The organism is Bradyrhizobium guangzhouense, assembly GCF_004114955.1.
GTDB classification, from domain to species: Bacteria; Pseudomonadota; Alphaproteobacteria; order Rhizobiales; family Xanthobacteraceae; genus Bradyrhizobium; species Bradyrhizobium guangzhouense.
Genome location: NZ_CP030054.1, coordinates 240,846 through 265,643 on the forward strand (window position 1 = coordinate 240,846; position 24,798 = coordinate 265,643).

Genomic DNA, 24,798 nt, shown 5'->3' on the forward strand with positions numbered 1-24,798 from the left:
TACCCGTCAGGCCACGTTCTTTATCGGAACCCCGCGGGGTTCGAGAACCGCGGTCGCCACATGCCCGTCGAAAGCTGTGCGGGCAACGCCGACCAGATGCTGATGATGAGTGAAGAAGAGCACTTGCGTCTTTTCCGCCAGCTGTTGCAGGACTTTGAAACCAGCCGCAGCCCGCGCATCGTCATAATTGATGAAAAGATCATCGGCGATAAATGGCGCTGGCGCGGAATGCGTAAGATACTCTTCTACGGCAGCGATGCGTAAGGCCATCAACAACTGATCGGCCGCGCCTTCGCTCAGTCCTGATACTGGGACGGCGCCTCCATCCCCGCGCAGACCCGCTAGGTGCGGAACATCCTTCTCATCGTATGCGAGCGTAAGCCGTTCGAAGGAACCGGCGGTCAGGATCGAGAACAATTCCCCGGCTCGCTTGAGCAGCGGCGCCTGCTTTTCACGCCGGAACCGCTCGATCGCCCATCTGAGGATCACCGACGCCGAACGAACGCGCGCATATTGCGCGGCAGCGTCGCCGCCGACGGCCTCGAATACGCGCTCGGTATCTTTACTGTGCTGGATATTGGTCAGTTGCCGCTCCCGGACCTCTTCGAGCGATTTCTTCAAAGTCTGTTCCCGCGCCGCAGCCTGGTCGGGATCGTTGCTGTGGCACTCCTCGGCGAGAACCACTAGGCCAAGACCGTCACCATCGGCTTCGAGCGTCGCGCAACCGCGCCCGTTCATCCTTGAGCGCGCGTTGTTGGTCAGACCGCTGAATAGCTTCGCGCAACGCGTCGATCGTTCCAGCGCCGGCCGCCCGTTGGAGCCCTGTCATAATGACCCGCGCGTCATTTCTCGACCTGTCGCAGTCGTCCAGCTTCTTCTGAAGATTTTCAACCGCTTCACTCTTCTCGTTAAGTGAGTCACGCGCCTGCTTCGACGCATTCAATCGTGCATGAAGCTTGAGGGCGGCCTCGTCTGCGTCCTCACCCGCCAGCTGCACCGACACCGATGCAACGAGCCTTTCGACCTCCGTTGCAAACGCCTTGATGTCGCGCTCGATCTTTCCGATTCGCTCGTGCTGCAAGTCCGCAATCTTAACTGACGTCTCGCGCATCTGGTCGATCGCGTCGATTTGCTCCTGAATGGTCTCAATGGGACCTTCAGCCGAAAGACTGAGCGCCGCCAAGGCGTCCTTCCACTGCGCATTCCAGGCGGCGCGTTCTTTCTCGGCGCCCTCGACCACACCGCGCTTGCGCTCGACGTCGGCCTTGAGCTTCCGCTCATCGAGCGCAAGCTCGGTCCGCTTTTGCGCATTCGCCTCTTCCGTGCGGATGCGCACTTCCGCCGTCGCCAAAATGCCGTTCAGGGGCAGGCTGCCTGCCGAGGCCGCAATCGCCGTATCCTGCAGCAAGCCCACTAGCTGTCGCTTGGCTTCTGCGATTTCGTGTTGCAGCGACGTTGCCGAGCGAGCTGCGCCGTCGCGCTTGGCGATCTGATCCAGCAGATCGGCCCTCGCGTCGAGCCAGTCGAGCATCTCGTCAGGGGGCAACGGGCCATCCGTGACACCGTTCCACATGCCGGCCCAGGCATGGCCAAGGCGCTCCGCTCTGCAGCTAACGAGGCAAGTTCTTGCTTGTTGGAGTCGAGAGCGTCTTGCTGGTCGGCGATCTGCCGAGCCAGCACCATGGCCGCAGCCGTCGACTCTGCGTTCTGAAACCGCTGATCCGCCGCCGCATCGGCATGGCCGACAGCCGTTTCATAGGCGTGGAGCAGCGCGTCGCCATCTGCGAAGGCGCGCTCTTCCGATTCCGGCACTGCGATATTGTCGACATGCCGACGCCTGATGATAGGCCATCCTGCGTCCCGGCGTTCCCGCAGCTTCGTCAAATCCTCGGCCGACACGATCTTTTCATCGGATACCAACCGCGCGTAGGACTTTCGATTGTTCTCGACAGCCCGAGTCGGATCGCGGATAGCCGCTTGCTGGCTTTGAGTACGGCCTTCAAGATCGCGCACCGCGTCGCGATGTGCCTTCACTGCGGCTTCGACCAGGATTTTCATGGCGCGCAAACTCGTCTCGTCAACGACCGCGGGATTCATCATCGCCATTTGCTGCCGACATAGTTCATCCGCGTCCCGATACTCTCGCTGGGTAGCCAGGAGAGGAGCGTCAAGATCGCCCAAGGCGGAAGTGGATTTGACCACGCCCGCCAAGCCCGACAGATCCTGGGGGGTCCCGATCGCCTCAATGCGAGCCTGGAGATTGGCCAGCTTTTCGCCCGCGTCTTCAAGGGTCTTCTGGGCATTCTCGACGGCCGCAAAGCGGCCGCCGCGAGAGGTCAGCAAGCCTTGCACGGCCGAAGCTTTGGCACGCGGCGGGATTCTATCAACCAGCTCGGCGGTCTCACCCGTCCAAGCCAGTTCGGACGCGGCCCACTTGAGAGCGTCTTCCGCCGCTGCGAGCTCCGCCCGCCGCTTTGGCAATCAGCTCTTCCCGAAGCGAGCTGGATTCTGAGCTTGGACAGGCGTTCGATCTCCGCCTCATGGAGCAGAACGTTATCGTCTATCGCGATCGCGGCGCGCTCAGCGCTGAACGTTGCTATCTGTTTCTGAAAGGCTGTGATGCGCGCCTCCGCGGCGGCGTTATCGGCCGACGCCTTGTCGAATTGCTTCGCGGCATCAGCGGGCAGATCGGCAACGACGCCGAGGGCCGTTATCTCGTATTCGATTTCGCCGAGACGCCGTACGTTGCGATAAACGCGCCGGACGCGCACGATTTTGGCGAGCTCGGCGACTTGCTCTTCGATCTCTTTCTCGATCTGGACACAGCGTCGCGCGCCTCTTCATAGGCGGATTTCAGCTCCTGCCATTTGGTCGCGGTGACCGTGTGTTGGCGCAACGTCGCTTCGGCCTCTTTGAGACGTTCCTCCGCCTGGTAATATTTCCGGTGCCCCGCCCTGCGGCTGCCCCACAGCCCGTCCGCTTCTTCCTGCATCGCCGCCAGTCGATCGCGAAGACCGGAGACGCCCGCCCCCGCGGCGAACAAGGTCGCGCCGACATCGTCCTTGGCCTGGATGATGTCCCGGCCGCCATCGCGCAGGCGCTCATGGGCGAGACAGAACATCCGGCAGAAGAATGCGCGATCTATCCCGCCGACCAACGGTCCAAGCAGCCCGTCGCCCGCAGGAAGAGGCAGCTCGTCAAGGCCGAGCAGCGTGTCCTTGTTGCCCTTGCGCCGCCGGATCGATAGCTCCGTTCCCTCACGTTCCAACGTCGCGCCGATGCGCAACGCCGCGTTCTCATGAAGAACGTTTCTTGCAGACTGACCCGGAATCCCGAACAGCAGCTCTTCAATCGCCGACATCGTCGTCGACTTGCCGGCCTCGTTCTCGCCATACACGATATGAAAATCGGGCCCTTCAGACGGAATATGAAGCGAGGCTTCGGTGAAGTGTCCGTACCGGATCAGGTCAAGGGAACGGACACGCATGGATCACCGCCTCTCTCGCAGCCAAGCGCGCGCTCAGATATGCGCCTGCCTGCTCAATCACCGCGCCAAAGTCTTTGTTGATCGCCGCCTCCAGAAGCGGATCGTCGATATCCAGCGCGGCATCATGCGGAAGCCTGCGGACGAGATCGCCCAGATCGCTCGCGATCTCCGCCTGCAAGTCAGCGTCGTCCGCAGCATGAGCCAGCAGGACAGGGAGATCGTTGATCGCGCTCCCATCCGACAGAATGCAGACCGCCGATGCCGATCTGGTCACATTGATAACGCGTTCGATCCAGGCGACCTCTTCACCGAGCGCGAGGGCTGCGGCGCGCGCTTCCGCCAGCAATTGCAGCCCGGAGGCCAGCAACTCGCCATGGAGAGCGGTCGCGCCGCTCAGCTGGATGCGGCAGGCCAGCAACCGGCCCTCTGCGTTTCTGGTGGCCTCGCCGATGATGCTCTTGATTTGATCGATGACGTCCCCAAATCGTGCGCGTTCGCCAACCGGCACGTCGAGATATATCCATCGCACGACGTCGGTATGCAATGGCTCAATGCCTTGCAGCGCGCCGTCCCTCACCGTGATCAACTGCGCCGACTTTGCGCCGGCTTCGCGGATATGGCGGCCTTGCAGGTTGCCGCAGAGACGTGCGGCTGCTCGTGCAGCACGCCGCCCTGATGCACGTGTGCAAGAGCCCAGTAGTCGTAGCCCTTGTTTACCAGTTCATCGAGCGTACCCGGTGCGTAATTCTCATGGGGGCCTTTCGGTCCTCCACGGGCGGTGTGTAGAACACCGATGTTGAAATACCCCTTCACGGGCGGTGGATAAGCCGCCGCCGCGTTATCCGTCGTCGCCTGCATACGGAAGCTCTGACTGTGGATCGCAACGCGAGGATCGTCGAGTTTGAAGGTCTGGGATTTGCGATAGCTGAACACCTGCACGTTGTCCTGGAGTGGCAACCGTTTAGTGATCTGACTTTCAACGTCGTGATTGCCGTGAAGAACGAAAGCCGGGATGTTCGCCGCGCGCAGGCGCCCCATCTGCCGGACGAAAAGGAGCCCGGTCTGAAAATCGCGCCAGTCGCCATCATAGAGATCGCCGGCGATGATCATGAAAGCAACCTGTCCGTTGATCGCTTGGGTGACAAGGTCCTCGAAGGCTGCTCGGGTCGCCGTTCGGATTCTTTCAGCCGCGGGACCTTCCTGACCGCTCAGACATCCGACGCACCGTTTGGATCTCAGCCGGTCGGCGTCGAGGATGCCGCATTCAGCCTGTCGGACAACGATAACAGCGAACTTGCGCTCAGCCCCTGGAGATGGCCGATCAGGATGTCTTCGCCTGAGAGAGCGATTCTCGAAATGCTGGATGAGCTCCCTGCGGATGAAAGCTTCCAAAAGGTCGATACGCTGTTCGAGGGCTTGGTGAGCCTGCGACCAAAACTGCTGAACCAACTGCTCGAGGAGTGCCGCAGCATCAAAGTCAAGCGCTTGTTTTTCATTTATGCGGACAAGCATGTACATCCGTGGCGAAAGCACATCGACACCGCCCATATAGAATTGGGCCGCGGTGACCGCAGCCTTGTGCAAGGCGGGCGGCTTCACCCGACCTGTCGCATGACAGTTCCGGCCGAGCTCGTGCCACAGGAAACGGTCGATGGCGCGTGAACGATACATGCGCCAGGTGGAGCTGCTGGTCCGGACATTGCCCTACATCGCGAGTCAGGACAGCTTCGCTCTGAAAGGCGGCACCGCGATCAATCTCGTTTATCGCGACATGCCACGACTGTAGGTCGATATTGACCTCGTCTACTTGCCGATCGGCGACCGCGACGCAACCCTCGCAGGGATCGACGCCGCTCTTGATCGCATTCGCGAGGATATTCAGCGTGATCTCCGCGGCGTCAGCGTTCAGCGCATCGCCGGCAGCGACAATAACGACACGCGGCTCCTCGTCCGGCAGGCTGGCGCCGAAATCAAAGTCGAGACGTCACCTGTCGCATGCGGCAAGGTTCACGCTCCCGAGCTTCGCGTCGTCAGCGATCCGGCCGCCGAAGCCTTCGGATTTGCGGAGATGCAAGTGGTGGCATTCGAGGATCTCTTCGGCGGCAAGCTCAATGCTGCTGTCGACCGACAGCATCCGCGCGACCTCTTCGAGGTGAAGTTTCTGTATGACAATGAAGAACTGACCGACGCGCTCTACCGCACGTTCCTCGTCTACGTCGCAAGTTCGGGGCGTCCTCCGCATGAACTCGTCCGTCCGTCATTGTCAGAACTTGATGACATCTTTGCCAAGGAGTTCGAGGGAGTGACGGTGCCGCCCGTCGGCCTCAACGAGCTCAAGGCAGCGCGGTCGCGGTTATTGTCCGATATGCTTGCACGGCTCGACGACGCGGCGATGCGCTTTCTGCTAACGCTCCATGACGGCGAGCCGGACTTCGAGGCCTATCGGCTTACCGCAGGCCGCGCAATTACCGGCGGTTCGGCGGAAGCTGCTCAATATCGCAAAATTGAAAACGCAAAATCCTGAAAAACATGCGCAGTTGCGTTCGGAGATCGAAAAGCTGCGGTCATAGCCCCTATAGCGGGTGTCTCTTCGTGCCTCGGCGAGATGCATTTCGACCAAGGCGTGACCAAGCCATATAAATGCGCGACCCACCCTGAGACGAACTAGTGGTCGCCGCCGACAAACTTGGGTACACCAAAGAAGGCGTCCCATTCGAATGACCTTGGCCGCGTAACTGACCTGGTCCCGGTTGTCTGAACAGCAACTGCGCGTCGATAAGTGGAGCCTCTGCCGGGTTTAGGCTGCCGTGCGAAGCGGCAGCGAGGTGAAGTAGGCTTGATCCGGTGTGCCGCCGTCAAGGCTCGAATGTGGACGGCGGCAATTGTAGAAGTCCAAATAACGGCCGATCGAGGCGCGAGCTTCGCTGACGCTGTCGTAGGCCCGCAGATACACCTCCTCGTATTTGACGCTGCGCCACAGCCGCTCGACGAACACGTTGTCCCGCCAGGCGCCGCGGCCTCCATGCTGATGGCGATGTCATTGTCAGCGAGCACTCCGGTGAACGCCGCGCCGGTGAACTGCGAGCCCTGGTCGGTGTTGAAGATCTCCGGCTTGCCGTGACGGGCCATGGCATCTTCCAGTGGCGCGACGCAGAATGCGGCCTCCATGGTGATCGACAGCCGCCACGACAGCGCCCGGCGGGTCGCCCAGTCCAGCACCACGGCCAGATAAACGACGCCTCGTGCCATCGGGATGTAGGTGATGTCCATCGCCCAAACCTGGTTCGGACGCGTGATCTCCATACCGCGCAGCAGCTATGGATAGATCTTGTGCCCGGGCTCGGGTTGGGTGGTGCGCGGACGGCGGTACAGCGCCTTTATCCCCATCCGCCGCATCAGCGGTTTGAAATGCCGGCGGCCGATCTTGCACCCCTCTGCAGCCAGTAGGCGTCGCAACATACGCGAACCGGCGAATGGAAACTCCAGGTGCAGCCGGTCGAGCCGCTGCATCAGCGCGAGGTCTTTGGGCGACACCGGACGCGGCAGGTAATCGACGCTGCCGCGGCTGATGCTCAGGGCTTCCGCCTGCTTGCTGATCGGCAGATCGTGTTCACGGTCGATCATCGCTTTGCGCTCAGCAATCCCGCCTTGGTGAGCGCTCCTTCTAAAAACTCGTTCTCCAGCGTCAACTCGCCGATCTTGGTGTGCAGCGACTTCACGTCGATGGTGGGTTCGGCGATCCGACTCCCGCCGTCCGGACCGAACACATCGGCAGCGCCGCCTTCGAGCTGCGCCTTCCACGATGTGATCTGATTGGGGTGAACGTCGAACTGCTCCGCCAGTTGTGCCAGCGTGCCGTCACCCTTGAGGGCGGCAAGCGCCACCTTCGCCGTGAAAGCCGCAGTGTCGTTCCGCCGTGCTCGTCTGCTCATCGTCGCTCCTGATTCGCGGGTCAATCTTGCCCGCCGTCAGGCAGAAACTCCACTTATCGCGCTGTTCAGATTTGCGGGACCAGCTCAAACCTCGCAAACTCATGCTGATATCGGATTGATCACTCAAATCGTCAGTGTCATCGAGGGTCGCCGACCTCTGCCCAGAGGAGGCGCTCCTGCTCGGCCTTCAGCTCTTCGAGAGATACCGGGATCGGATGGAGGTCGAGATTGTACATCGGCAATGGCCAATGCCGATACAGTACATTGACATGATCCTGGGTTACGGATTCGTCCGGCAAACTTTCGGAAATCAGCCGGTCCAGAAGTTGCTCGGTTAGACGTTCCGCGTCTTGCAGCGTCTCCTTCTCCCGACACTCAAGCTGCTCCCAAACCTCTGATGTGGCTCGTAGCCCCTCTACTGTGAACATTCCGCAGGCGGAGCAGCCCGGATCACGAGCAATCAGTTTGTCAAAGCCTTCTATCATTTCGGTCATCGACAATGATCCATCCGTTCGCAGTGCAACGAGCAATCTTCTGGCATCGTACGGATACGCGGTCCTTGCCTTTGCCTCCGCCGAGGAGTTCCTGCGCGCTGCGGCATTGGCCGAGACGACCTGCGTGATTACCGACGTCCAAATGTCCATGATGAGCGGAATTGACCTGCTGATGCATATGCGAAGCCCCGGTCATCGTATGCCGTTCATCTTCATCACGGCGATGGGGTGCGCGCACGAGCGATCAAGGCTGGCGGGATCTGCTTTCTTGCCAAACCGTTTTCCACGGCTGCGTTGATCAAGTGTTTGACCATTGTACTGCCGGGGTCAGGCGACACACACGCGTGAGGACCTTGGCCCCCTCCCCACGGCCTTCAGTCCCAAAGCGGGGATGCATTGCGAGATTCCCGTAGGTTGCGCTGCCGCGGTTATTTTGAAGGTAACCGGCATGAGCTCCCACGTCCGCAGTGATCAGTGAGCGCGGGCGTAGCGGATCGGCATCCAGTATTGCCGCAAGGCTTCGACCGCCGTGGGAATATCGGCGTGGGCGTTACGCAGAAGTTTCTTGGTCTCGCGGCCGCTTCGTGGCGGTCCAAGCAGCGGTCGGCCCTGATCGTCGCGACAGTGCAGCAGGATAGGTAGAAGTAGGCCGTGATTGACGTTGCCGATGTCCAGCAACGGTGCCCACGCCAATAGCTTGAGCCGCATCGCGGCGTAGAAGCCTTGGCACCATGGTCGCGGATCGACGTCTCCACTGGGTTTACGCCGGTGCATCGGCGCGAACCTGTCGGGTGCGGTCGAGAGGGTGTTGCTGATGTCGTTGTGACGCAGGACGACAGCCGATATGGCTGCAAACTCCGGGGTGCCGCCGTGGTTGAAGGCATCGGCATCGATGGCGAGCAGCGGGCAGATCCAGTCGAGTGGGCTCATCGACACCGGTCCGGCCACGATTGCGGCGACGTAGCCGTCGAGCATGGGGAGATTGGTGGCGTCAGGATGCTGATCGACCCTAGCCTGCAGCCATCGCTCGAGCTCCTCGAGTGGCATCGCGGCTGCCGTCATTGACGACGCTGCTTTATGACGACCCGGGCTCATGCCGCGGCCTGTGCGGTGCGCTGGCGCGCCGCCTTCCAGTGCCAGGCGAGCAGTTCGCGCAGTTGATGGCTCTTGGTTCCACCGGAGACAATGCGCTCCAGCACGTCGGTCAGATAGGCTTGCGGATCGAGCTCATGGAGCTTTGCGGTGTTCATGAGCGACGCGAGGATGGCCCAGCTCTCGGCACCGCCTTCGCTCCCGCTGAACAAGGAGTTGCGTCTTCCCATGGCAATCGGGCGCATGGAACGCTCGACCGTGTTGGAATCGACCTCGACGCGGCCATCGCTGAGAAGCAGCGTCAGTCCGTCCCAGTGATTGAGCGCATAGTTGATCGCCTCTGTCAGCTTCGATTGGGAAAACAGCTCATCTCAATCAGTAGCGCATTGAGCGCCACCATCAACGGGGCGCTCCTGGTGCGGCGGGCGGCCAGCCGCTGCTCCGCACTGCTGCCGCGGATCTCTGCCTCGATCGCATAGACCGCCTGCAGCCGTTCAATCACGTCGCGCGCGAATGGCGACTGCGTGGACTTGTACACCTGGACGAATTTGCGTCGAGCATGGACGAGACAAAAGGCGAGCTGGATCGCGCCGCCATGACGGCGGGCCACGGCCTTGTAGGCGGCATAACCGTCCACCTGCAGAACGCCGCAAAAGCCCGTCAACTGTCCGGCGATCTCCTCGGTGCCGCGGCCGTCGGCGAATACGTAGGTAACCGCCGGCGGCGAGGGGCCACCCCATGGCCGGTGATCCATAGCATGCGCCCAGAACTGGCAGATGCGGGGACGATGTCGTCCTGGATCAAGCACCGGCATCGGCGTCTCGTCGCAGAACACGCGCGGCGCAGCCTGAATGATCCGCAGCTACAGCTCATAAAGGCTCCTGAGCCACCAGGCGGTACGTTTGACCCAACCGGCGAGTGTCGCGCGGTCAAGATGGATGCCGTGGCCGGCCAGGATCTGAACTTACCGGTACAGCGGCAAATACCAGGCGAACTTCGAGACCACCATATGGCTCACGAGGGCCGTCGAGGCCATACCGCCCTCAATCAGGCGCGGCAGCACTTTGGCTGGACCGCGCCATCGGTGCAGCCGCGGCAGCCGTATTTGGGACGGATCGTGCGCAGCACGCGCAGGAGCGCCGGGATCACGTTCAACACCTCGCTGACGTCCTCGCCGATCTTGTGAGGCTGGCCCTGGCAGCACGGGCAGGCCGTCACCTCCGGCTCCAGGACCTGCTCACAGCGCGGCAGATGCTTGGGCAACGCGCCGATGTTGCGGCGCGCCTTCTTACGTAGCTTATCGGACGGCTTCACCGCAGGTGCATCGTCGTTGGCAGCTGCAGGCGGCGTGACACTGGTCTCAAGATCGTCAAGCTCAAGCGCAAGCTGTTCGGCCACGAGCGTGGCAAGGCGTTCCGAGCGCTTCCCGAAGATCATCTCCTTGAGCGTCTGCACCGCAACACGCAGCTTCTCGTTCTGGGCGTCGAGCGCGAGCACCATCTCCGTTAGAGCGGCTGGATCAGTCGGGAAACGTCCCGGGGCGTATCGCCATAAATGGACCATACCTCCGCGCGCCGCAGGCTCCAGCGAAATCCTCTCCTCTCAGCCGACAATTGCCGGCTGCTTCACGAGCTTGGCCGAGACGCGCGTCCACTCGAGTCCGTCGAGCAGCATTGCGAGCTGTGTCGCACTGAGATGCACCACGCCTTCGCGGATCAGCGACCAGGTGAAGTGCCCCTGGTGCAACCACTTCGTCACCAGCACCATGCCGCTGCCGTCCCACGCCAGAAGCTTCACTCTGTCCGTGCGTTTGCTGCGGAACACGAAGACGTCACCACAATACGGATTCGCACGCAGCGCTTCGCTCACCAGTGCCGACAGTGTATGCACCGACTTGCGGAAATCGACCGGCTGTGTCGCCAGCACCACCTTGAGGTCAGAGCGTAGCGCAATCACCGGATACCCCGAAGCGCCGCCAGCACGGTCGACAGCGTCGCCAGCTCAACGCCCGGCTCGACCCGGATGCGCGCCCCGTTCACCTCGATCTCGACAACTCCGCAAACCTTGGCCGGCGGCGCGGCGATCTCCAAAGGCCTCGTCTGTAGCCCGGAAATACGTTCATGCTCGCCCGCTGTCCCGCTATCGATCCCGGGACCAATTTCGATTGGCTCGAAGTTCGGTGCCTTGCCCCCCACCGCCGCCGCAACTTGGCGGCGCCACACCGTAAGCAGCCCGCGCGAAACGCCATTGCGCCGCGCAACCTCGGAGATGTTCGCACCCTCCTCAAAGCTCTCTGCCACGATCCGGGCCTTCTCCTCGCTAGTCCACCGACGCCGTCGGCGCTCCCCGGTGATCACCTCGACGCGACGATAGGCGTCATCTTCCTGCCTGGCATCAAGCATGGCATTTGCCATCGTTCCACCTCCACCGATCAGCTCATGCCAGGCTTTATCGAGCGCAAACCGAGCGGCGGCTCGGTGGGGGCCACATGCCGGTTACTGTTCAGTTACACACCGCGCCGTCGCCGCAGATGAAGAGAGCAAAACGGTCCCATTCTAGGCCGCGCTCTTCTTGATCGATATCGACTGATGTCGCCGGTGCTGCAAAGGGGACGTTGAGTTTCCGACTTATGTCGCGATGCTTCGACCGCTAAGGCGACGCAAATCGATCGTCCGCCCTTTCTCAAGCATTTGTCGCCTGATTTTCTCAAGCCCCCAACTGGCATGCGGCTTGCTGGTTAGAGATTGCGATCTGGTCGTAATACGGAGCGCCTAAAACATGAACCACGATACGTCAGTGAAGCTATCCGAGCGCGAAAAACAATGCCTCCAGTTGGGGGCAGAAGGGAGATCGTCATGGGGAAGGAACTGAAGATCACCGAGAATACGGTCAATTATCATGTTAAGAACGCCCGGCAAGAGCTTGATACGAGGACCCGCGTCCTGGGTATCATCAAGGCGATACGCCTCAAGCTGATCTCAGATCCGTCGCAGGAGCGCGACGAGGATAAGGACTAGCGCGACGTCGAGCTTTCGCGACGGCCTCAAGTCCCGGGAATGCTGCGTGGATGGCATCATGCGAGCCTTGGCAACTAGTTCGCGTCGGCTCTCACCGGGGCCTTCATACGCGACACCCGGGACGCCCGCGCTGACGAAGTTCTCGTGCTAGCAGGCGCGCATTATTGAAATTGCCGAAGGAGCCATCACCGTGAACGCGCACAGGCCGTGCGGTCGAGTCGACGATCCGCTCGACCATGTCGATGAGTTGGCTCCATGATCCTTATTGGCGTCTCGCGAGCCGAAAGAGCAGGCAGAATTGGTAGGCCCGCCGCCCACGGGCTTCGAACCCTGCGTTCTTGGGATCACGCTGGAGAGCGCATCGTGAGCTTCCATGGAAAAGGAGAGTTCGCTGGTGGAGCATATCTGAGCGCGCGGCAGTTCTGTAGGCGACGGCTCAGCCCGTCGATCACGGCGTTTTGGGCGGATCGTGTTCCGTGGCGTGGTGTAGCTGGCGGCAGGTCACCGCCGATGTTCCGGCGGGTCGGAAGGCATCAGCCTGCCACAGCGGGCAGAACGACGATGATCGCTCAATGACGCGATGGTTTCCAGTGTCATGTAGCGGGCGCGCTGGAGGACCCATTGGTCGTTTTGCTCGAGCAAAAACGCACCAACGAGGCGACCGATGGCGTCTTCATTGGGAAGATGCCGACGACTTCGGTCCACCGCTTATTCCGCCGTTGAGGCCCTTGATCGGATCGGTCGAGTGGAGCTTGGCGTGGTGCGGAGCCGGGAAGCTCATATAGGCTCGCACGCCGAGCTCGGCTTCGTCCATGAGGGTCGCGAGCTTGGACAGTTTGAGGCCGGAGCTGATCGGCGACCTTGCGCCACTGCGCCCTGGCCGCTTCAACATTGTGTTGGGCGAACGCGGTGGCGATGAAGGCGGACACGACGCGCCGGCCGGCTCTTGCCGCATGCGCGAAGACGTTGCGCATGAAGGGGACGCGCGGCAGCGCTGCCGGGTCGCGTTGAGCGCCTTGCTGACGGCGGCCTTGATGCCCTCATGGGCATCGGACACAACCAGCTTTACGCCACGTAGGCCGCGGTGGGCGAGCTTGCGCAGAAAAGTCGTTCAGAACGCCTCGGCTTCGGACGGGCCCATGTCCATGCCGAGGATCTCGCGCCGGCCGTCGCCGTTGACACCGGCCGCGAGGAACACCGCGAGCGAGACGATGCGGCTATTCTGGTGCACCTTCAGGTGGGTGGCGTCGGTCCGCAAATACGGCCAGTCGCCTTCGATCGGGCAGGCGAGGAAAGCCTTCACACCTTGTCTTCGATGTCACCGCAGAGCCGGCTGACCCGGCTTTTGGAGATCCCGGTCATGCCCATGGCCTGCACGAGATGATCCACCGAGCGGTTCGAGACGCCCTGCACGTAGGCCTCCTCGTCACTGCGCTCAGCGCTTTCTTAGCCATGCGGCGCGGCTCCAGGAACCCGGGAAGTAGCTTCCTTGCGCAGTTTGGGAATGCGTAGTTCAACCGCTGGCACTCTGCTCGCCGTAGGCCGCTCCGGTCTGTACGGCGACCTCCAGCTTCATCAGCCGTTGGCGGCAAAGCCAATCATCTCGCGCAGGTCTGGGGCCTTCTCCACGGGCGCGCGAAGCTTCATCATCTCGTCGTTTCGGAAGTTGCGGGTGGTCGTGCGCAAGTGAATCCCATGTTCGGCTAGAGAGCCGTAGAAGGTTAGCAGCGCGGCACGATTATTGATAGACAATCTGATCACCTGGCCCTACTTGGCGCGGTAATTTTCCACTAAGACGTCGATCGCCGCTTCGCCGGACGCCGGTTCGGCGCCAGACAAACCTCACGCAGGAATCAGCTCGCCATCTCGAGCCGCCCCGCGGTTGCGACATTCGGCCGCGCTACTTCGATCGGGCCGCTGCCGGCCTGATCGTTCGCGACGGACCATAACCATGCCACAGGACACGGCGCTTTCGTCGGCTTCAACTCCTTTTACCGTGGCAAGATAATTTCGTGATAGCTTGCCCAGAAGTTGCCGCGGCGCGCAGGACATTGGTCACTGGGTCGTCGATCTCGTCGGGCTGACGAAATGGGATATGTTTGCAATCTCCTTCGCGGCATATCGCTCTCCTTGAGAGCTTCTGGCATGCTTCGGCACTGGCCTCGTTACCCCGCTTTTCTCATGCCGTGCGTAGCTCCCTTCTGCATGCCTTTAAACCTAAGACGTGCAACACAACGAAGTCGCGCGCTGGTCGGAGCTATCGAAGCAAGCCATGCTGGCGGACACACTGTTCGTCTTTGTCGGACCATCCGTCTAGCTCACCAGCTATACTTGTAAGTCGGCTCACAACCGCCACACCAGTGTTTGTAGGCGGCGCAAGGCGCGATCTGTGTCTAGTTTGTGACATTGGCGCCAAACGCGTCTGGTTCAGAACACTGCCCGAATTGGGCGCCGGGGGGTTTTCAAAAGTGCGATCATAGGCCTAACGCGCTCCGACCGCTGGCACACTCATTGCAAACACGCAGTACTAAGAGTGCTGAGTGCACGCACGCGATCGATGCTCTCCACCCGTTTCTTAGAGACAAGCGGTCAAAATAAGTCGCGTAGGGTTTGATAATATGTCGGACAGCAACGTGGCGCTGCGCATGGAATCTTTGGCTCCTCCCATCAAGGTGGGGAGTTGGCTGCGTGGCCAGCCCCTTGCGAACTTCGAGTGCGGGAAAGTCTACATTGTCGAATTTTGGGCAAGTAGGTGCGGACGATGTATGACGGCGGCGATGCCCTATCTCGTTCAACTGCAGGAGAAATATAAAGATTGCGGAGTTGAGGTCATCGGAGTCGCATGTGGCGAAGAAGCACCAACGGCGGACGAGGCCAGAACCAAGTTGGAGGCGTGGTTGACCGAAACGTCTCCGAAACTGAACTATCGGATTGCGTTCGACTTCACAGGCGAGATGAAGCAGCTTTGGGGAGACCCCAGTTTTGCTCCGGGATTCCCATCTCTTTCGTCGTCGATCGCGACGGCCACATCGCGTTCATAGGACATCCAATGCAACTCAATGATGTTTTGCCGAAGGTTCTTCAAGGGGTCTGGCGAACCAGCGAAGAAGCTAAAGCCGCCGACGCGAAGCGGATTGAGCAGAACCAACGGGTAGCCCGCGAGCTAACGCCCACCTCGCCAATCTACGCTAAACTTCGGGCGGCGCTGTGGGCAAAGGATTGGACGACGGCGCTCTCGGCGGTCCAAGAGGGGCTCGTCTTGATGCCGGACGAAATCGACCTTCGTGAGATTCATGTCAATCTGTTGCTTCACAAAATTCGCGACTTACGGGCCGGCTTGCCCGTCATGCGCCAATTGGTTCGTGACGCGATCGATAAAGGGTCCGAGGAATTGATGACGGTGGCTCTAACCCAACTCTTCGATCCGGCAAATGATGCCTCGCACCTCCCCCTTGCCGAGCGCTTTGCAATGGGCAGGGATTTGGCTGAACACATTTTATGGCTGAATCCACCGCAAGCCGATGGCTATAAGTTCCGGTCTTATGGGGCGATCGCTGAGTACTATTACGAGAGCGGCAACAAGGAACGGGCGATCGAGTTGATCGAACTGGCACTGACCTCGCTGAGCGATTCGAAGCTCATACAGGAAGAAGAGAGACAGTATTATGTGCGGCCGTTAATTCAGGCCCTGGCCAAGTACAGCACTGAGAAGGCTTTAGAGGCGCTTTTGTTTGGCTCCGCCTCACCGCCAAAGCTAAGGGCGAGTATTCAGACGCGTGAAAATGACGCATGAGCGACAATAAAATCACAGAGGCCGATCTGGCGCAGCTCGCCGGCACCGGGCATCGCCTGATGTACCAGATCGTCGAAATGCCCGCCCCCGGGACATTCGTGCCGTTCGTCGACGGTGCCAGCAAGGCGGCGCTAACCATCGCAGAGACGCGGGGGTCGAAAAAGATCGGGCTTTCCAATACCCTCAACCGTAAACTGATCCCGCGCAAGGGACCGGACCCGAACTGGCGCTGCCGCGAGCAGGCCCGCTTCGACCGGGGCGAATATCAAAAACCATTCTTTGCGTCCGGCGTCTGGTGGGCCGACCAGATTCCCAAAGACCATTTTCTGCATGTTTCCAGGAAGGACAAAAGCAAGATTGCCTTCACCGAGAGCGTGGAAAATGGTGAGCGAGACCTCCACACTCAGATGAAGGTCGGAACCTACCTGCAGAAGTACCTTGCCGACTTCGTCGGCGCGGACGAGATCACCCAACTCGCCAACCTGTTCGCGGCCGATCAGCAGGGCCTCGAACTGAAGCTAGCGCGAACACCGGACGAGATCGAGCATGTCTATATTGTCGGCCCGTCCAGCTGCATGTCAGGACCGGTCGAAAAGCTCGGCAAGTATGGCGGCTACGGCAATGCCACGGAGCACCCGGCGCGCGCCTATGGCGCCGGCGATTTGGCCTGCGCCTATGTGGAACGCAAGAATGAAATCATCGCCCGGTCGATCGTCTGGCCGAAGCGCAAGATCTTCACCCAGATCTATGGCGAGGATCACATGCTGCTGCGCTCGATGCTGATTCGTGCCAGCTACAAACCAGCCCATAGCGGCAAAGACTTCGAAGGCGCTCGCTTCCTCGAGCTTACGGTGATGCCATACCTCGACTTCGACATAAGCATGGAGCCACTGTACGAGGACGGCAGCACCGGCCGGCAATCCGCCAAGAGGCGGGCGCGGCTCCGCAACTACAAGCTTTACGTCGGCCGCTATAGAACCACCAAGTGGCTGTTAAGGGAGTATGCAAGCGGGCAGCGCTCGAGCGGCAGATCGGCGAGTTAATCAGGGCAGGTGCGATGTTAGGGCTTAACCGAACTCCCCGAAGTATCCCACAGCGCTCGCCAATAATTTGGTCGTTCGGTCAACTGCCACGTCTAAGCATTTATCTAGATAATGCATGTCAGCTATCGCTTGAGCCACACGAGCGCGATCGGCTTACCTCGATCGAGAACTGGCAGAACATCCCGAGAATGTCCGCCGGTCACATGTCCCAACAAAGGAGTCGCGATGCAATCACAGTCAGTTCTCGGCAACCGCCCTAAACCATGCGCCTCACTTGCAGAAATGCTGCGCGCTCAGATCTGCTCCAACCGCGACCTCTCCTTCCTCATGGAAGCTCACGATGCGCTCTCCGGCGCAATCGCCAAGCGCGCGGGATTCAAAGGTCTGTGGGCGTCGGGCCTCGCAATCGCCTCCTCTCTTGGCTACCGAGATGCCAACGAAGCATCATGGAGCCAACTCGTCGACGTGGTCGAGCGGATCGTCGACTCGACCGAACTGCCTGTGCTCGTTGACGGTGATGGCGGCTTCGGGAACTTCAACAATGCACGCCTGCTGGCACGGAAACTCCGTCAGCGCGGCGCTGCCGGCGTCGCGCTTGAGGACAGCTGCTTTCCGAAAATGAACTCGTTCATTGGCGATCGGCATCCGCTCGCAGATATCGATGAATTCTCCGGCCGTCTGCGGGCAGTGAAGGATACAGTGGCGGAAGACTTGGTCCTCGTGGCTCGGATCGAAGCCCTGATCGCCGGCCATGGAATGGACGAAGCACTGGTACGCGCTAGTGCTTACGCCGCTGCGGGAGCCGACGCGATCCTCATTCACTCGCGTAAGAGCACGGCGGACGAGATACTCTCGTTCGCGAGTTCCTGGCAGAACCACCGACCTGTCGTAATCGTTCCAACAAAATACTATCGAACGCCGGTCTCGTCATACCGTGATGCCGGCATCTCTACCGTGATCTGGGCCAATCACTCCATGCGAGCTGCGACTGCGGCAATGCGGCACGTCTGCGGCCGCATTATCGCTGAGGAAGGCGTTGCCAGCATTGAGCCAGCTATCGCGACCCTTGAAGAGATCTTCGAGTTATTAAGGTACGACGAACTCGCTCGCGCGGAAGAGCGATATCTTGACCCAGGATAGGTCTTCATCCACCCGATATCTCGTTCTCGATCGATTGTTGCGGTTCAATCGCCCTTGTCGATAGTCCCGCTTAAAGTATCTGATGATCGGCCAGGCAACGGATGTCGCCGCAGCAGCTCCGTTAATGAAAGGGTCGATCGTTTCTCCTGTCGGATCGTGGCTCGATTTCCGGGTTTCCGCACGAAACAAACCGCGGCAACCCTCTCGCCAATAGACCACGACCATTTAAGACGATGAACCAGGTGCAATTCTGGGCGCTACCCCGAGGTCGACAATCGTTGCGGCCCTGCACGATATCATCGAGTCCGGAGCTACAAGGCCCGCACAGAAAAGCTTCTTGCTTGTCTGTTCGAAAGTTGCAGCTCGCAGCCATGCATGCGACGATCTCAGGCGTTACGCCATCGACAGCACCGAAGATCTTTGAATTGCAGAGCGCATTCCACTGAAGCCAATGCCTTACAGGTTGTGCGATCAACTACCACACTTATCAATTGATATGGTGGCGTCGGTGCATCAAATATTTGACCGACGTGCGCCCGACTGCTCACACGTCACTTGCAAGGAATTCCGCATGCGACCCGAATCACAGTCTGTTCTTGCCAATGCACGTGATCAATGCGCTGTACAATCGACCGCAGAAATGCAGCACGGTCAGTGCGTCCTCTCCTTTAGCGTGGAAGGGCGTGATCGGCTCGCTGACACGATCATCCGGCGCGCAGGTTCCACATTCCACCGATGTGCCACGCCGATTGGCCACGACGGAGTCGCTCGCGCGCTGTTGGTGAACACCGCCTCAGTAGCGGTTTCGAGCACATTGGTTTGGCGTTGCGGTTTCCGATACTCCGGCGGGAGGACGTTCTGCTGCCCTTTTCAATCGAAAGGACGCATTGCCTGGATTGAGGAGGGAGCGCCTATCTCGAGTGGCTATGAGGCTTCATCTGCTGCGGAGTTCGCCGTAATCGAAGCGCGACCTATGACTGAGCAGATCGCGAAATGCGGCCGAGTGGTTCGATCGTGAAAGACCACAATCAGCTCAGGAGGAGCGCCTGCTGGCGCAACCACTGTCTTTGCTTTTAGGTTCGGGCACTGCCGCCGCTCGTGACGCAGCTAAGTTAGCTGCCGATGGCGCCGTCCGATCATCGATCTGGCGGCGGGTGAAGTGATCATCGATCCACCATCATCGGCCCGCGAGGGGGCAATTGCCGCCATCAAGGCCAAGATAAACCGCTATACGGATGCCATCGGCCTGACGCCGCTTCGCAGCGCCGTTGCCGAAAAGCTGTCATCGGAAACCGGCATCGGCTGGCATTTGAACGATATCGTTATAACTGCTGACCTGCCACTGAATGTTCATCCAGCGGCAGTTAGAGTCTCGAAGCGGATGCAAAACAAGGGCTGCTCAATGTTGCGTTGGCTCTGCTGGATCCGGGTGACGAGGCCATCGCCATTCGTCCCTGCCGGCCGACATTCCCGTCCCAGGTTCTTCTCGCTGGCGCAAAACCCGTGTTCGTTGATGCCCGCCCGCCCCGATATAATTCCGATATTGACGCAATCCGCGCCGCTGGTACACCGCGCACGAAATCCATTATCGTCAACTCGCCCAACAATCCTACTGGTGCAGTCTATGATCGAAGTACCCTTCGAGCTATCGGAGGCCTCGCATCAACTACCAGTTATGGATCTTTTCCGACGAATGCTATTCCAGCTTCGTATTCACTCGTGAGCGCCATGAATCGATTGTCATGGCGCAGCCCGGCGTACGTTCACGGACGATCCTGGTCAACGCTTTCTCCAAGGAACTGGCGATCACTCGCTGGCGACTGGGCTATTTAGCAGCCCCCCGGAGATCGTTTCTGCGGCCAGGAAGTTGCAGGGACATATGACCTCGAACGCCAATGTGATCGCGCAGCACGCGATCATGCACCACCTCAAAATCCATGACGGCTGCTCTGAGCGGCTGATGCATCGGCGCCTTTCTGACGCTCGTGAGATAGGACTTCTGCACCTCCTCCGAATAAGTGGACACCTGTAGTAGCTCAGAGAGCCCGGAGGTATCGAATGCCAGAACGTCAACTTCGATGGTTCACAGAGGACTACAAACGCTAGGCCGTTGAACTGGCGGTATCGAGTGGTCGATCGATCGGATCGGTCGCCAAGGAGCTCGGTCTGCGCGGTGCTGCGCCGCTGGATAGACAAATTCCGGCAGGAGCCGGCATCGGCGGCGTGGCGGCCCACCACGCAGGCGACGCCGATGCCGAGATCCGGCAGGTCCATCGCGAGAGCAGCCAGCGGCAGTTCTCGAGTCCACGCCGCCCTGCGGACGCGGGGACGTGGGCCAGCCGTGGCCGGATCGAACGGCTGATGCGACGGCATGGCATTCGGGCGATCATGGCGCCGCCATGTCGCGTCCGCACCACCGACAGTCGCCACAATCTGCCGATCGCACCAAACCTGATCGCGCGCGACTTCACCGCCGCGGCCCCAAACCGGGTCTGGCTGGCCGATATCACCTACGTCCCACGGCGGAGGACTGGCTGTACCTGGCAGCCGTCATGGACCTCTTCAGCCGCAAGATCGTCGGTTGGGCGATGCCGGATCACATGCGGGTCGAACTCGTCTCCTCCGCACTGACGATGGCGCTTCGCCAGCAGCGGCCGGACGCCGGATTGGTCCATCATTCCGATCGCGGAGTGCAGTACGCTTCACACGAGTATCGCGCGGCCCTTACCGCCGCGGGCCTGACGCATCGACTGCTACGACAATGCCCCGATGGAGAGGTTCTTCCACACCCTCAAGACCGAGCTCGTTCATCATCGTCAGTACCAGACCCGTGCCGAAGCCCGGCGCGACATCTTCGCCTTCATCGCGGGCTTCTCCAATCGAACCAGGCTCTATTCCGCCATCGGATATATCCCTCCGATCGAGATGGAGCTAAAAGCCGCTTAAACCCGTCCGCTTTCTCGGGGGAAGATCAGAGCGCAAAAAGAGGTCAGTCTGACGCACTATCGAGATTGAAGACCGCGTTGAGCGGGGCGACTAACGGCGAAAATCGAAGCATTGTTGCTGATGGATGTTAGGCTCCGAACCACATCTTTCGTCTTGTCTGCAATGTTCTTTGTCCGTCACTTGCGCTCGCTGTCGTGACAATCGGCATTTCTTCTCTCCGCACAGCCGGGACACCCGAGGACCCAACAGCATACAACCTATCGCCACGGCCGATTCAACCCTCATGCGAGCCATCCTGGTGTGAGATAGTTGCAGTAGCTACGCTATCGCCTTGTTTGCTACCTTCAAACTCGCGTCACCAATCCTCTCAAGGTGATGCGGGGGCGGACTCGGCGTATCCCCCGATCCAGTCGTGTGCCGCCCCCACTCTTCGCGAGCGGTCTGAAGAAGATGCGGTGAAACCGGGGGCGTTGCATCTCGTTGCCTCCCCGGAAGCCCATCTCGTCGCAATATAAGACGCGAGAAGCATGCGTATACGATCATCAGCATCACCGCGGAAGAAGGGCGGACGAAGCGCGATTGAACTTTGCGTGAGCGCTGATCTCGTCTTGATTCAGTTCTCCCGCGCGGGCGTTTCGTTCAGCTCCTTGAAGAGGTCGCCGCCGGCCCCTGGCCGCTTTCATCCAGCTCCGGTCAACTGCCAAGGTTAGCGATGGAGCGAGATGAAAAAAGGCGCTATTTTTCAAGATCGGCTTGCCTAGAACGAGACGGCATCCCGAACCTGTTCACACTCCTTGGCTGTTGCGGATGTCGCGGCTAACTCGATGAGAATTCCGTCCACTGAAGCAAGCCCGGCGAACTCCTGTTACGTCGCGCGTTCATCAGCGCTAGGGTTCGTTTCGGCCGGAGCCGTATCCGAGCAGTCAATGAGACCAAGAATGGCTTTAGCAACTACTAAGACTCTCGAGCGCACCAATGTCTGAGCGTTCTTCCAGGCCAAGAGCATCCGCCGCGAAATCGTGCAGACCTCGGCCGAGCAGGGCAACCTCACACTGCGCTAATAGCGGCCGGGCCAGTTAGCTACGATAAATGATTCTGGCAGAGACGACTTCTGAGTGTGATTTTTTGCTGGAAGCTCTTGCTCCTGTAGAAGCCCCGTCCTATTTCAGCTGCGTCTGCGCTAGCACTCGTAGGCATCGATTGCTCACAAGGTTGAAGTCTCAACTCGTGCAAATATTAGGAGGACTGCATGAAATTCCGTCCGCTTCACGACCGCGTCGTGGTCAAGCGCATCGACGCAGAAGAGAAGACCGCTGGCGGCATCATCATTCCCGACACTGCCAAGGAAAAGCCCTCCCAGGGCGAAGTCGTCGCCGTCGGCCCCGGTGGCCGCGACGAAGCTGGCAAGCTGATCCCGATCGACCTGAAGGTCGGCGACCGCGTGCTGTTCGGCAAGTGGTCCGGCACCGAGGTCAAGATCGACGGCCAGGACCTGCTGATCATGAAGGAGAGCGACGTGATGGGCGTTCTCGAGGTCGCCGAGTCCAAGAAGAAGGCGGCTTAAGAGCCTCCCTCCTCCCTCCAGTCAAACACCTTAAGGAAAATTCCAGATGGCAGCCAAAGAAGTCAAATTCTCGGTTGAAGCGCGCGACAAGATGCTGCGCGGCGTCGACGTCCTCGCCAACGCGGTGAAGGTCACGCTCGGTCCGAAGGGCCGCAACGTCGTGCTCGACAAGTCGTTCGGCGCTCCCCGCATCACCAAGGACGGCGTCACCGTCGCCAAGGAGATCGAGCTCGACGACAAGTTCGAGAACATGGGCGCCCAGATGGTGCGCGAAGTCGCCTCGAAGTCCGCTGACGCGGCCGGCGACGGCACCACCACCGCCACCGTGCTGGCCCAGGCGATCGTGAAGGAAGGCGCCAAGTCGGTCGCCGCCGGCATGAACCCGATGGACCTCAAGCGCGGTATCGACCTCGCGGTCGAGGCTGTGGTTGCAGACCTCCAGAAGAACTCCAAGAAGGTCACCTCGAACGACGAGATCGCCCAGGTCGGCACCATCTCGGCCAACGGCGACCAGGAGATCGGCAAGTTCCTCTCCGACGCCATGAAGAAGGTCGGCAACGAGGGTGTCATCACCGTCGAGGAAGCCAAGTCGCTCGAGACCGAGCTCGACGTCGTCGAGGGCATGCAGTTCGACCGCGGCTACATCTCGCCCTACTTCGTCACCAACGCCGACAAGATGCGCGTTGAGATGGACGACGCCTACATCCTCATCAACGAGAAGAAGCTCTCCTCGCTGAACGAGCTGCTGCCGCTGCTCGAGGCCGTGGTGCAGACCGGCAAGCCGCTGGTCATCGTCGCCGAGGACGTCGAAGGCGAGGCCTTGGCCACGCTTGTTGTGAACCGTCTGCGCGGCGGCCTGAAGGTCGCGGCCGTCAAGGCTCCGGGCTTCGGCGATCGCCGCAAGGCCATGCTGCAGGACATCGCGATCCTGACCGGCGGCCAGGCGATCTCGGAAGATCTCGGCATCAAGCTCGAGAACGTCACGCTCAACATGCTCGGTCGCGCCAAGAAGGTGATGATCGACAAGGAGAACACCACGATCGTCAATGGCGCCGGCAAGAAGGCCGACATCGAGGCGCGCGTGGCCCAGATCAAGGCGCAGATCGAGGAGACCACCTCGGACTACGACCGTGAGAAGCTCCAGGAGCGTCTTGCCAAGCTCGCAGGCGGCGTCGCGGTGATCCGCGTCGGCGGCGCGACCGAGGTCGAGGTGAAGGAGCGCAAGGATCGCGTTGATGACGCGATGCATGCGACCCGCGCGGCTGTCGAGGAAGGCATCGTCCCGGGCGGCGGCGTCGCCCTGCTCCGTGCCTCCGAGCAGCTCAAGGGCCTGCGCACCAAGAACGACGACCAGAAGACCGGCGTCGAGATCGTGCGCAAGGCGCTGTCGGCTCCCGCTCGCCAGATCGCGATCAACGCCGGTGAAGACGGCTCGGTGATCATCGGCAAGATCCTGGAGAAGGACCAGTACGCCTACGGCTTCGACAGCCAGACCGGCGAATACGGCAACCTGGTCTCCAAAGGCATCATCGACCCGACCAAGGTGGTCCGCACCGCGATCCAGAACGCAGCCTCCGTTGCAGCGCTCCTGATCACCACCGAAGCCATGGTCGCCGAGCTGCCGAAGAAGGCCGCTGCCGGCCCCGCGATGCCCCCCGCCGGCGGCATGGGCGGCATGGACTTCTAACGACGAGTCGTCCCGGACGCGGTGCAGCGCGCAAGCGGTGTACCGCCGATCCGGGATCTCGCTGAGCAAAATCCAACAGCACAAACCCTGGCAGCAATGCCGGGGTTACCCTTTTTTAGGCGTGGACCGTCTAAACGGCCGGCACGATTGGTTCCGTTGCGCATTGCCTTCGTGCCTTGGCTGATCGTCAGATCAGGTTTTTGTTTACCCACACGGCAGGTCGCAGATGAGAAACGTTAGCCTTATAATTCTCGGACCTGAGCATTTCGTTTAGACTCGCGGACGCATGGTCGCGCGGCTTATAGAGCTATGCTCGAGCGCGGCGCAGCATTATCGAGGCATATCACTCGGCCAAAACTCGTGGGCGCTGGCGGCGACGAGATGCCCGACGACACGGGCTGATACCGCAACAGGTGTTTACCTGGCGCCGGCAACAAAAGCGGACGTTCCGCAGTTCGTACCGGCGGTGGTCGACGCCATGGCGCCAGCCGTGGCTGCGCGCCATGACGTAAAGACAGCGATGCAAGGCCAAGACAGATTCGAAGGGCTTAATTGGCGGCGGATAATTGCTGCGCTGCGGCGAACGAATCAGGCGCCTTGAGG

19 protein-coding genes and 7 pseudogenes are annotated in these 24,798 nt (G+C 60.4%); 14 read left to right on the top strand and 12 right to left on the bottom strand.

Annotated elements, in window-relative coordinates:
* Positions 1 to 6: 6 nt before the first annotated feature.
* Entirely contained in the window at positions 7 to 738 is a 732-nt protein-coding gene (locus XH91_RS35130; RefSeq protein ID WP_128929783.1) for an ATP-binding protein, read from the bottom strand.
* Entirely contained in the window at positions 698 to 1,546 is an 849-nt protein-coding gene (locus XH91_RS39155) for a coiled-coil domain-containing protein (protein ID WP_128958633.1), read from the bottom strand. The genes XH91_RS35130 and XH91_RS39155 overlap by 41 nt, the downstream gene beginning before the upstream one ends.
* A gap of 104 nt (positions 1,547 to 1,650) precedes the next feature.
* Here XH91_RS39155 and XH91_RS39160 point away from each other — a divergent pair, with 104 nt between their 5' ends.
* Entirely contained in the window at positions 1,651 to 2,121 is a 471-nt protein-coding gene (locus XH91_RS39160; RefSeq protein ID WP_128958632.1) for a hypothetical protein, read from the top strand.
* A gap of 589 nt (positions 2,122 to 2,710) precedes the next feature.
* Here the strand turns inward: XH91_RS39160 and XH91_RS35140 are convergent.
* Genes XH91_RS35140 through XH91_RS39285 form a run of 3 tightly spaced genes read right to left on the bottom strand, consistent with a single transcriptional unit; the run spans position 2,711 to position 4,597 of the window.
* A complete protein-coding gene (locus XH91_RS35140) occupies positions 2,711 to 3,487 on the bottom strand; it encodes an ATP-binding protein (RefSeq protein ID WP_128929785.1) in 777 nt (258 codons plus the stop codon).
* Positions 3,468 to 4,064 (bottom strand): hypothetical protein, encoded by a 597-nt coding sequence (locus XH91_RS39280; RefSeq protein WP_488230385.1) that lies wholly within the window; start codon positions 4,062 to 4,064, stop codon positions 3,468 to 3,470. Before XH91_RS39280 ends, XH91_RS35140 begins: the two co-directional genes overlap by 20 nt.
* 5 nt (positions 4,065 to 4,069) lie before the next feature.
* A complete protein-coding gene (locus XH91_RS39285; protein ID WP_167506287.1) occupies positions 4,070 to 4,597 on the bottom strand; it encodes a metallophosphoesterase family protein in 528 nt (175 codons plus the stop codon).
* A gap of 24 nt (positions 4,598 to 4,621) precedes the next feature.
* Here XH91_RS39285 and XH91_RS35150 point away from each other — a divergent pair, with 24 nt between their 5' ends.
* Both XH91_RS35150 and XH91_RS35155 read left to right on the top strand, forming a co-directional pair.
* Complete coding sequence (locus tag XH91_RS35150) at positions 4,622 to 5,149, top strand: type IV toxin-antitoxin system AbiEi family antitoxin domain-containing protein (RefSeq protein ID WP_232995616.1); 528 nt, start codon at positions 4,622 to 4,624, stop codon at positions 5,147 to 5,149.
* A pseudogene (locus XH91_RS35155) lies at positions 5,139 to 6,057 on the top strand (nucleotidyl transferase AbiEii/AbiGii toxin family protein). Before XH91_RS35150 ends, XH91_RS35155 begins: the two are co-directional and overlap by 11 nt.
* Before the next feature lie 227 nt (positions 6,058 to 6,284).
* Here XH91_RS35155 and XH91_RS35160 read toward each other — a convergent pair.
* Positions 6,285 to 7,419: pseudogene (locus tag XH91_RS35160) on the bottom strand (IS3 family transposase).
* A 137-nt stretch (positions 7,420 to 7,556) separates the two neighbouring features.
* Positions 7,557 to 7,913, bottom strand: coding sequence for a hypothetical protein (locus tag XH91_RS35165; protein WP_128955101.1), 357 nt, complete (start codon positions 7,911 to 7,913; stop codon positions 7,557 to 7,559).
* On the opposite strand from XH91_RS35165, the pseudogene XH91_RS35170 reads away from it, so the two are divergent.
* Positions 7,885 to 8,261 (top strand): annotated as a pseudogene (locus XH91_RS35170) (response regulator transcription factor). The gene XH91_RS35165 and the pseudogene XH91_RS35170 overlap by 29 nt on opposite strands.
* A 123-nt stretch (positions 8,262 to 8,384) precedes the next feature.
* On the opposite strand, the gene XH91_RS35175 reads toward XH91_RS35170, so the two are convergent.
* From XH91_RS35175 to tnpA, 4 genes and pseudogenes are all read right to left on the bottom strand, one after another.
* Positions 8,385 to 8,975, bottom strand: a complete 591-nt coding sequence (locus XH91_RS35175; RefSeq protein ID WP_128955102.1) for a YecA/YgfB family protein — start codon at positions 8,973 to 8,975, stop codon at positions 8,385 to 8,387.
* Between the two features lie 29 nt (positions 8,976 to 9,004).
* Positions 9,005 to 10,568 (bottom strand): annotated as a pseudogene (gene tnpC / locus XH91_RS35180) (IS66 family transposase).
* Between the two features lie 39 nt (positions 10,569 to 10,607).
* Positions 10,608 to 10,961, bottom strand: coding sequence for an IS66 family insertion sequence element accessory protein TnpB (gene tnpB / locus XH91_RS35185; RefSeq protein ID WP_128929788.1), 354 nt, complete (start codon positions 10,959 to 10,961; stop codon positions 10,608 to 10,610).
* On the bottom strand, positions 10,958 to 11,419 hold the full coding sequence (tnpA, locus tag XH91_RS40205; RefSeq protein WP_128929789.1) for an IS66-like element accessory protein TnpA: 462 nt from the start codon (positions 11,417 to 11,419) through the stop codon (positions 10,958 to 10,960). Before tnpA ends, tnpB begins: the two co-directional genes overlap by 4 nt.
* Before the next feature lie 441 nt (positions 11,420 to 11,860).
* On the opposite strand from tnpA, the gene XH91_RS35195 reads away from it, so the two are divergent.
* Positions 11,861 to 12,022 carry a helix-turn-helix domain-containing protein gene (locus XH91_RS35195; protein WP_232995617.1) on the top strand — a complete coding sequence of 54 codons (162 nt, stop codon included), beginning with the start codon at positions 11,861 to 11,863 and terminating at the stop codon, positions 12,020 to 12,022.
* A gap of 501 nt (positions 12,023 to 12,523) precedes the next feature.
* Here the strand turns inward: XH91_RS35195 and XH91_RS35200 are convergent.
* A pseudogene (locus XH91_RS35200) lies at positions 12,524 to 13,672 on the bottom strand (IS256 family transposase).
* Positions 13,673 to 14,640: 968 nt separating this feature from the next.
* Here XH91_RS35200 and XH91_RS40030 point away from each other — a divergent pair.
* From XH91_RS40030 to groL, 9 genes and pseudogenes are all read left to right on the top strand, one after another.
* Complete coding sequence (locus XH91_RS40030; protein WP_308421721.1) at positions 14,641 to 15,063, top strand: TlpA disulfide reductase family protein; 423 nt, start codon at positions 14,641 to 14,643, stop codon at positions 15,061 to 15,063.
* Between the two features lie 8 nt (positions 15,064 to 15,071).
* Positions 15,072 to 15,815: a hypothetical protein gene (locus XH91_RS40035; RefSeq protein ID WP_308421720.1), complete on the top strand. Its 744-nt coding sequence runs from the start codon at positions 15,072 to 15,074 to the stop codon at positions 15,813 to 15,815.
* The gene (locus XH91_RS35210) at positions 15,812 to 16,858 is read left to right on the top strand and encodes a hypothetical protein (RefSeq protein ID WP_128929790.1); all 1,047 of its coding nucleotides are present in this window, start codon (positions 15,812 to 15,814) and stop codon (positions 16,856 to 16,858) included. Before XH91_RS40035 ends, XH91_RS35210 begins: the two co-directional genes overlap by 4 nt.
* A gap of 282 nt (positions 16,859 to 17,140) precedes the next feature.
* A complete protein-coding gene (aepX, locus tag XH91_RS35215; protein WP_128930179.1) occupies positions 17,141 to 17,998 on the top strand; it encodes a phosphoenolpyruvate mutase in 858 nt (285 codons plus the stop codon).
* A gap of 1,410 nt (positions 17,999 to 19,408) precedes the next feature.
* Positions 19,409 to 19,588 (top strand): annotated as a pseudogene (locus XH91_RS39945) (DegT/DnrJ/EryC1/StrS family aminotransferase); the annotation flags it as partial.
* A gap of 89 nt (positions 19,589 to 19,677) precedes the next feature.
* Complete coding sequence (locus tag XH91_RS39950; protein ID WP_256438976.1) at positions 19,678 to 19,881, top strand: aminotransferase class I/II-fold pyridoxal phosphate-dependent enzyme; 204 nt, start codon at positions 19,678 to 19,680, stop codon at positions 19,879 to 19,881.
* A 407-nt stretch (positions 19,882 to 20,288) separates the two neighbouring features.
* Positions 20,289 to 20,944: pseudogene (locus tag XH91_RS39670) on the top strand (IS3 family transposase); the annotation flags it as partial.
* Positions 20,945 to 22,193: 1,249 nt separating this feature from the next.
* A complete protein-coding gene (locus XH91_RS35235) occupies positions 22,194 to 22,508 on the top strand; it encodes a co-chaperone GroES (RefSeq protein WP_128955103.1) in 315 nt (104 codons plus the stop codon).
* A gap of 46 nt (positions 22,509 to 22,554) precedes the next feature.
* A complete protein-coding gene (gene groL / locus XH91_RS35240) occupies positions 22,555 to 24,195 on the top strand; it encodes a chaperonin GroEL (RefSeq protein WP_128955104.1) in 1,641 nt (546 codons plus the stop codon).
* The last annotated feature ends 603 nt before the right edge of the window (positions 24,196 to 24,798 follow it).

Coding starts and splice junctions, on each gene's coding strand:
- tnpA (WP_128929789.1), bottom strand. CDS start 11,419: ATGGCAAATGCCATGCTTGATGCCAGGCAGGAAGATGACGCCTATCGT.
- XH91_RS40030 (WP_308421721.1), top strand. CDS start 14,641: ATGTCGGACAGCAACGTGGCGCTGCGCATGGAATCTTTGGCTCCTCCC.
- groL (WP_128955104.1), top strand. CDS start 22,555: ATGGCAGCCAAAGAAGTCAAATTCTCGGTTGAAGCGCGCGACAAGATG.
- aepX (WP_128930179.1), top strand. CDS start 17,141: ATGCTGCGCGCTCAGATCTGCTCCAACCGCGACCTCTCCTTCCTCATG.
- XH91_RS35210 (WP_128929790.1), top strand. CDS start 15,812: ATGAGCGACAATAAAATCACAGAGGCCGATCTGGCGCAGCTCGCCGGC.
- XH91_RS39285 (WP_167506287.1), bottom strand. CDS start 4,597: ATGATCATCGCCGGCGATCTCTATGATGGCGACTGGCGCGATTTTCAG.
- XH91_RS35235 (WP_128955103.1), top strand. CDS start 22,194: ATGAAATTCCGTCCGCTTCACGACCGCGTCGTGGTCAAGCGCATCGAC.
- XH91_RS35140 (WP_128929785.1), bottom strand. CDS start 3,487: ATGCGTGTCCGTTCCCTTGACCTGATCCGGTACGGACACTTCACCGAA.
- XH91_RS35195 (WP_232995617.1), top strand. CDS start 11,861: ATGGGGAAGGAACTGAAGATCACCGAGAATACGGTCAATTATCATGTT.
- XH91_RS35165 (WP_128955101.1), bottom strand. CDS start 7,913: ATGACCGAAATGATAGAAGGCTTTGACAAACTGATTGCTCGTGATCCG.
- XH91_RS35130 (WP_128929783.1), bottom strand. CDS start 738: ATGAACGGGCGCGGTTGCGCGACGCTCGAAGCCGATGGTGACGGTCTT.
- XH91_RS40035 (WP_308421720.1), top strand. CDS start 15,072: ATGCAACTCAATGATGTTTTGCCGAAGGTTCTTCAAGGGGTCTGGCGA.
- XH91_RS35175 (WP_128955102.1), bottom strand. CDS start 8,975: ATGACGGCAGCCGCGATGCCACTCGAGGAGCTCGAGCGATGGCTGCAG.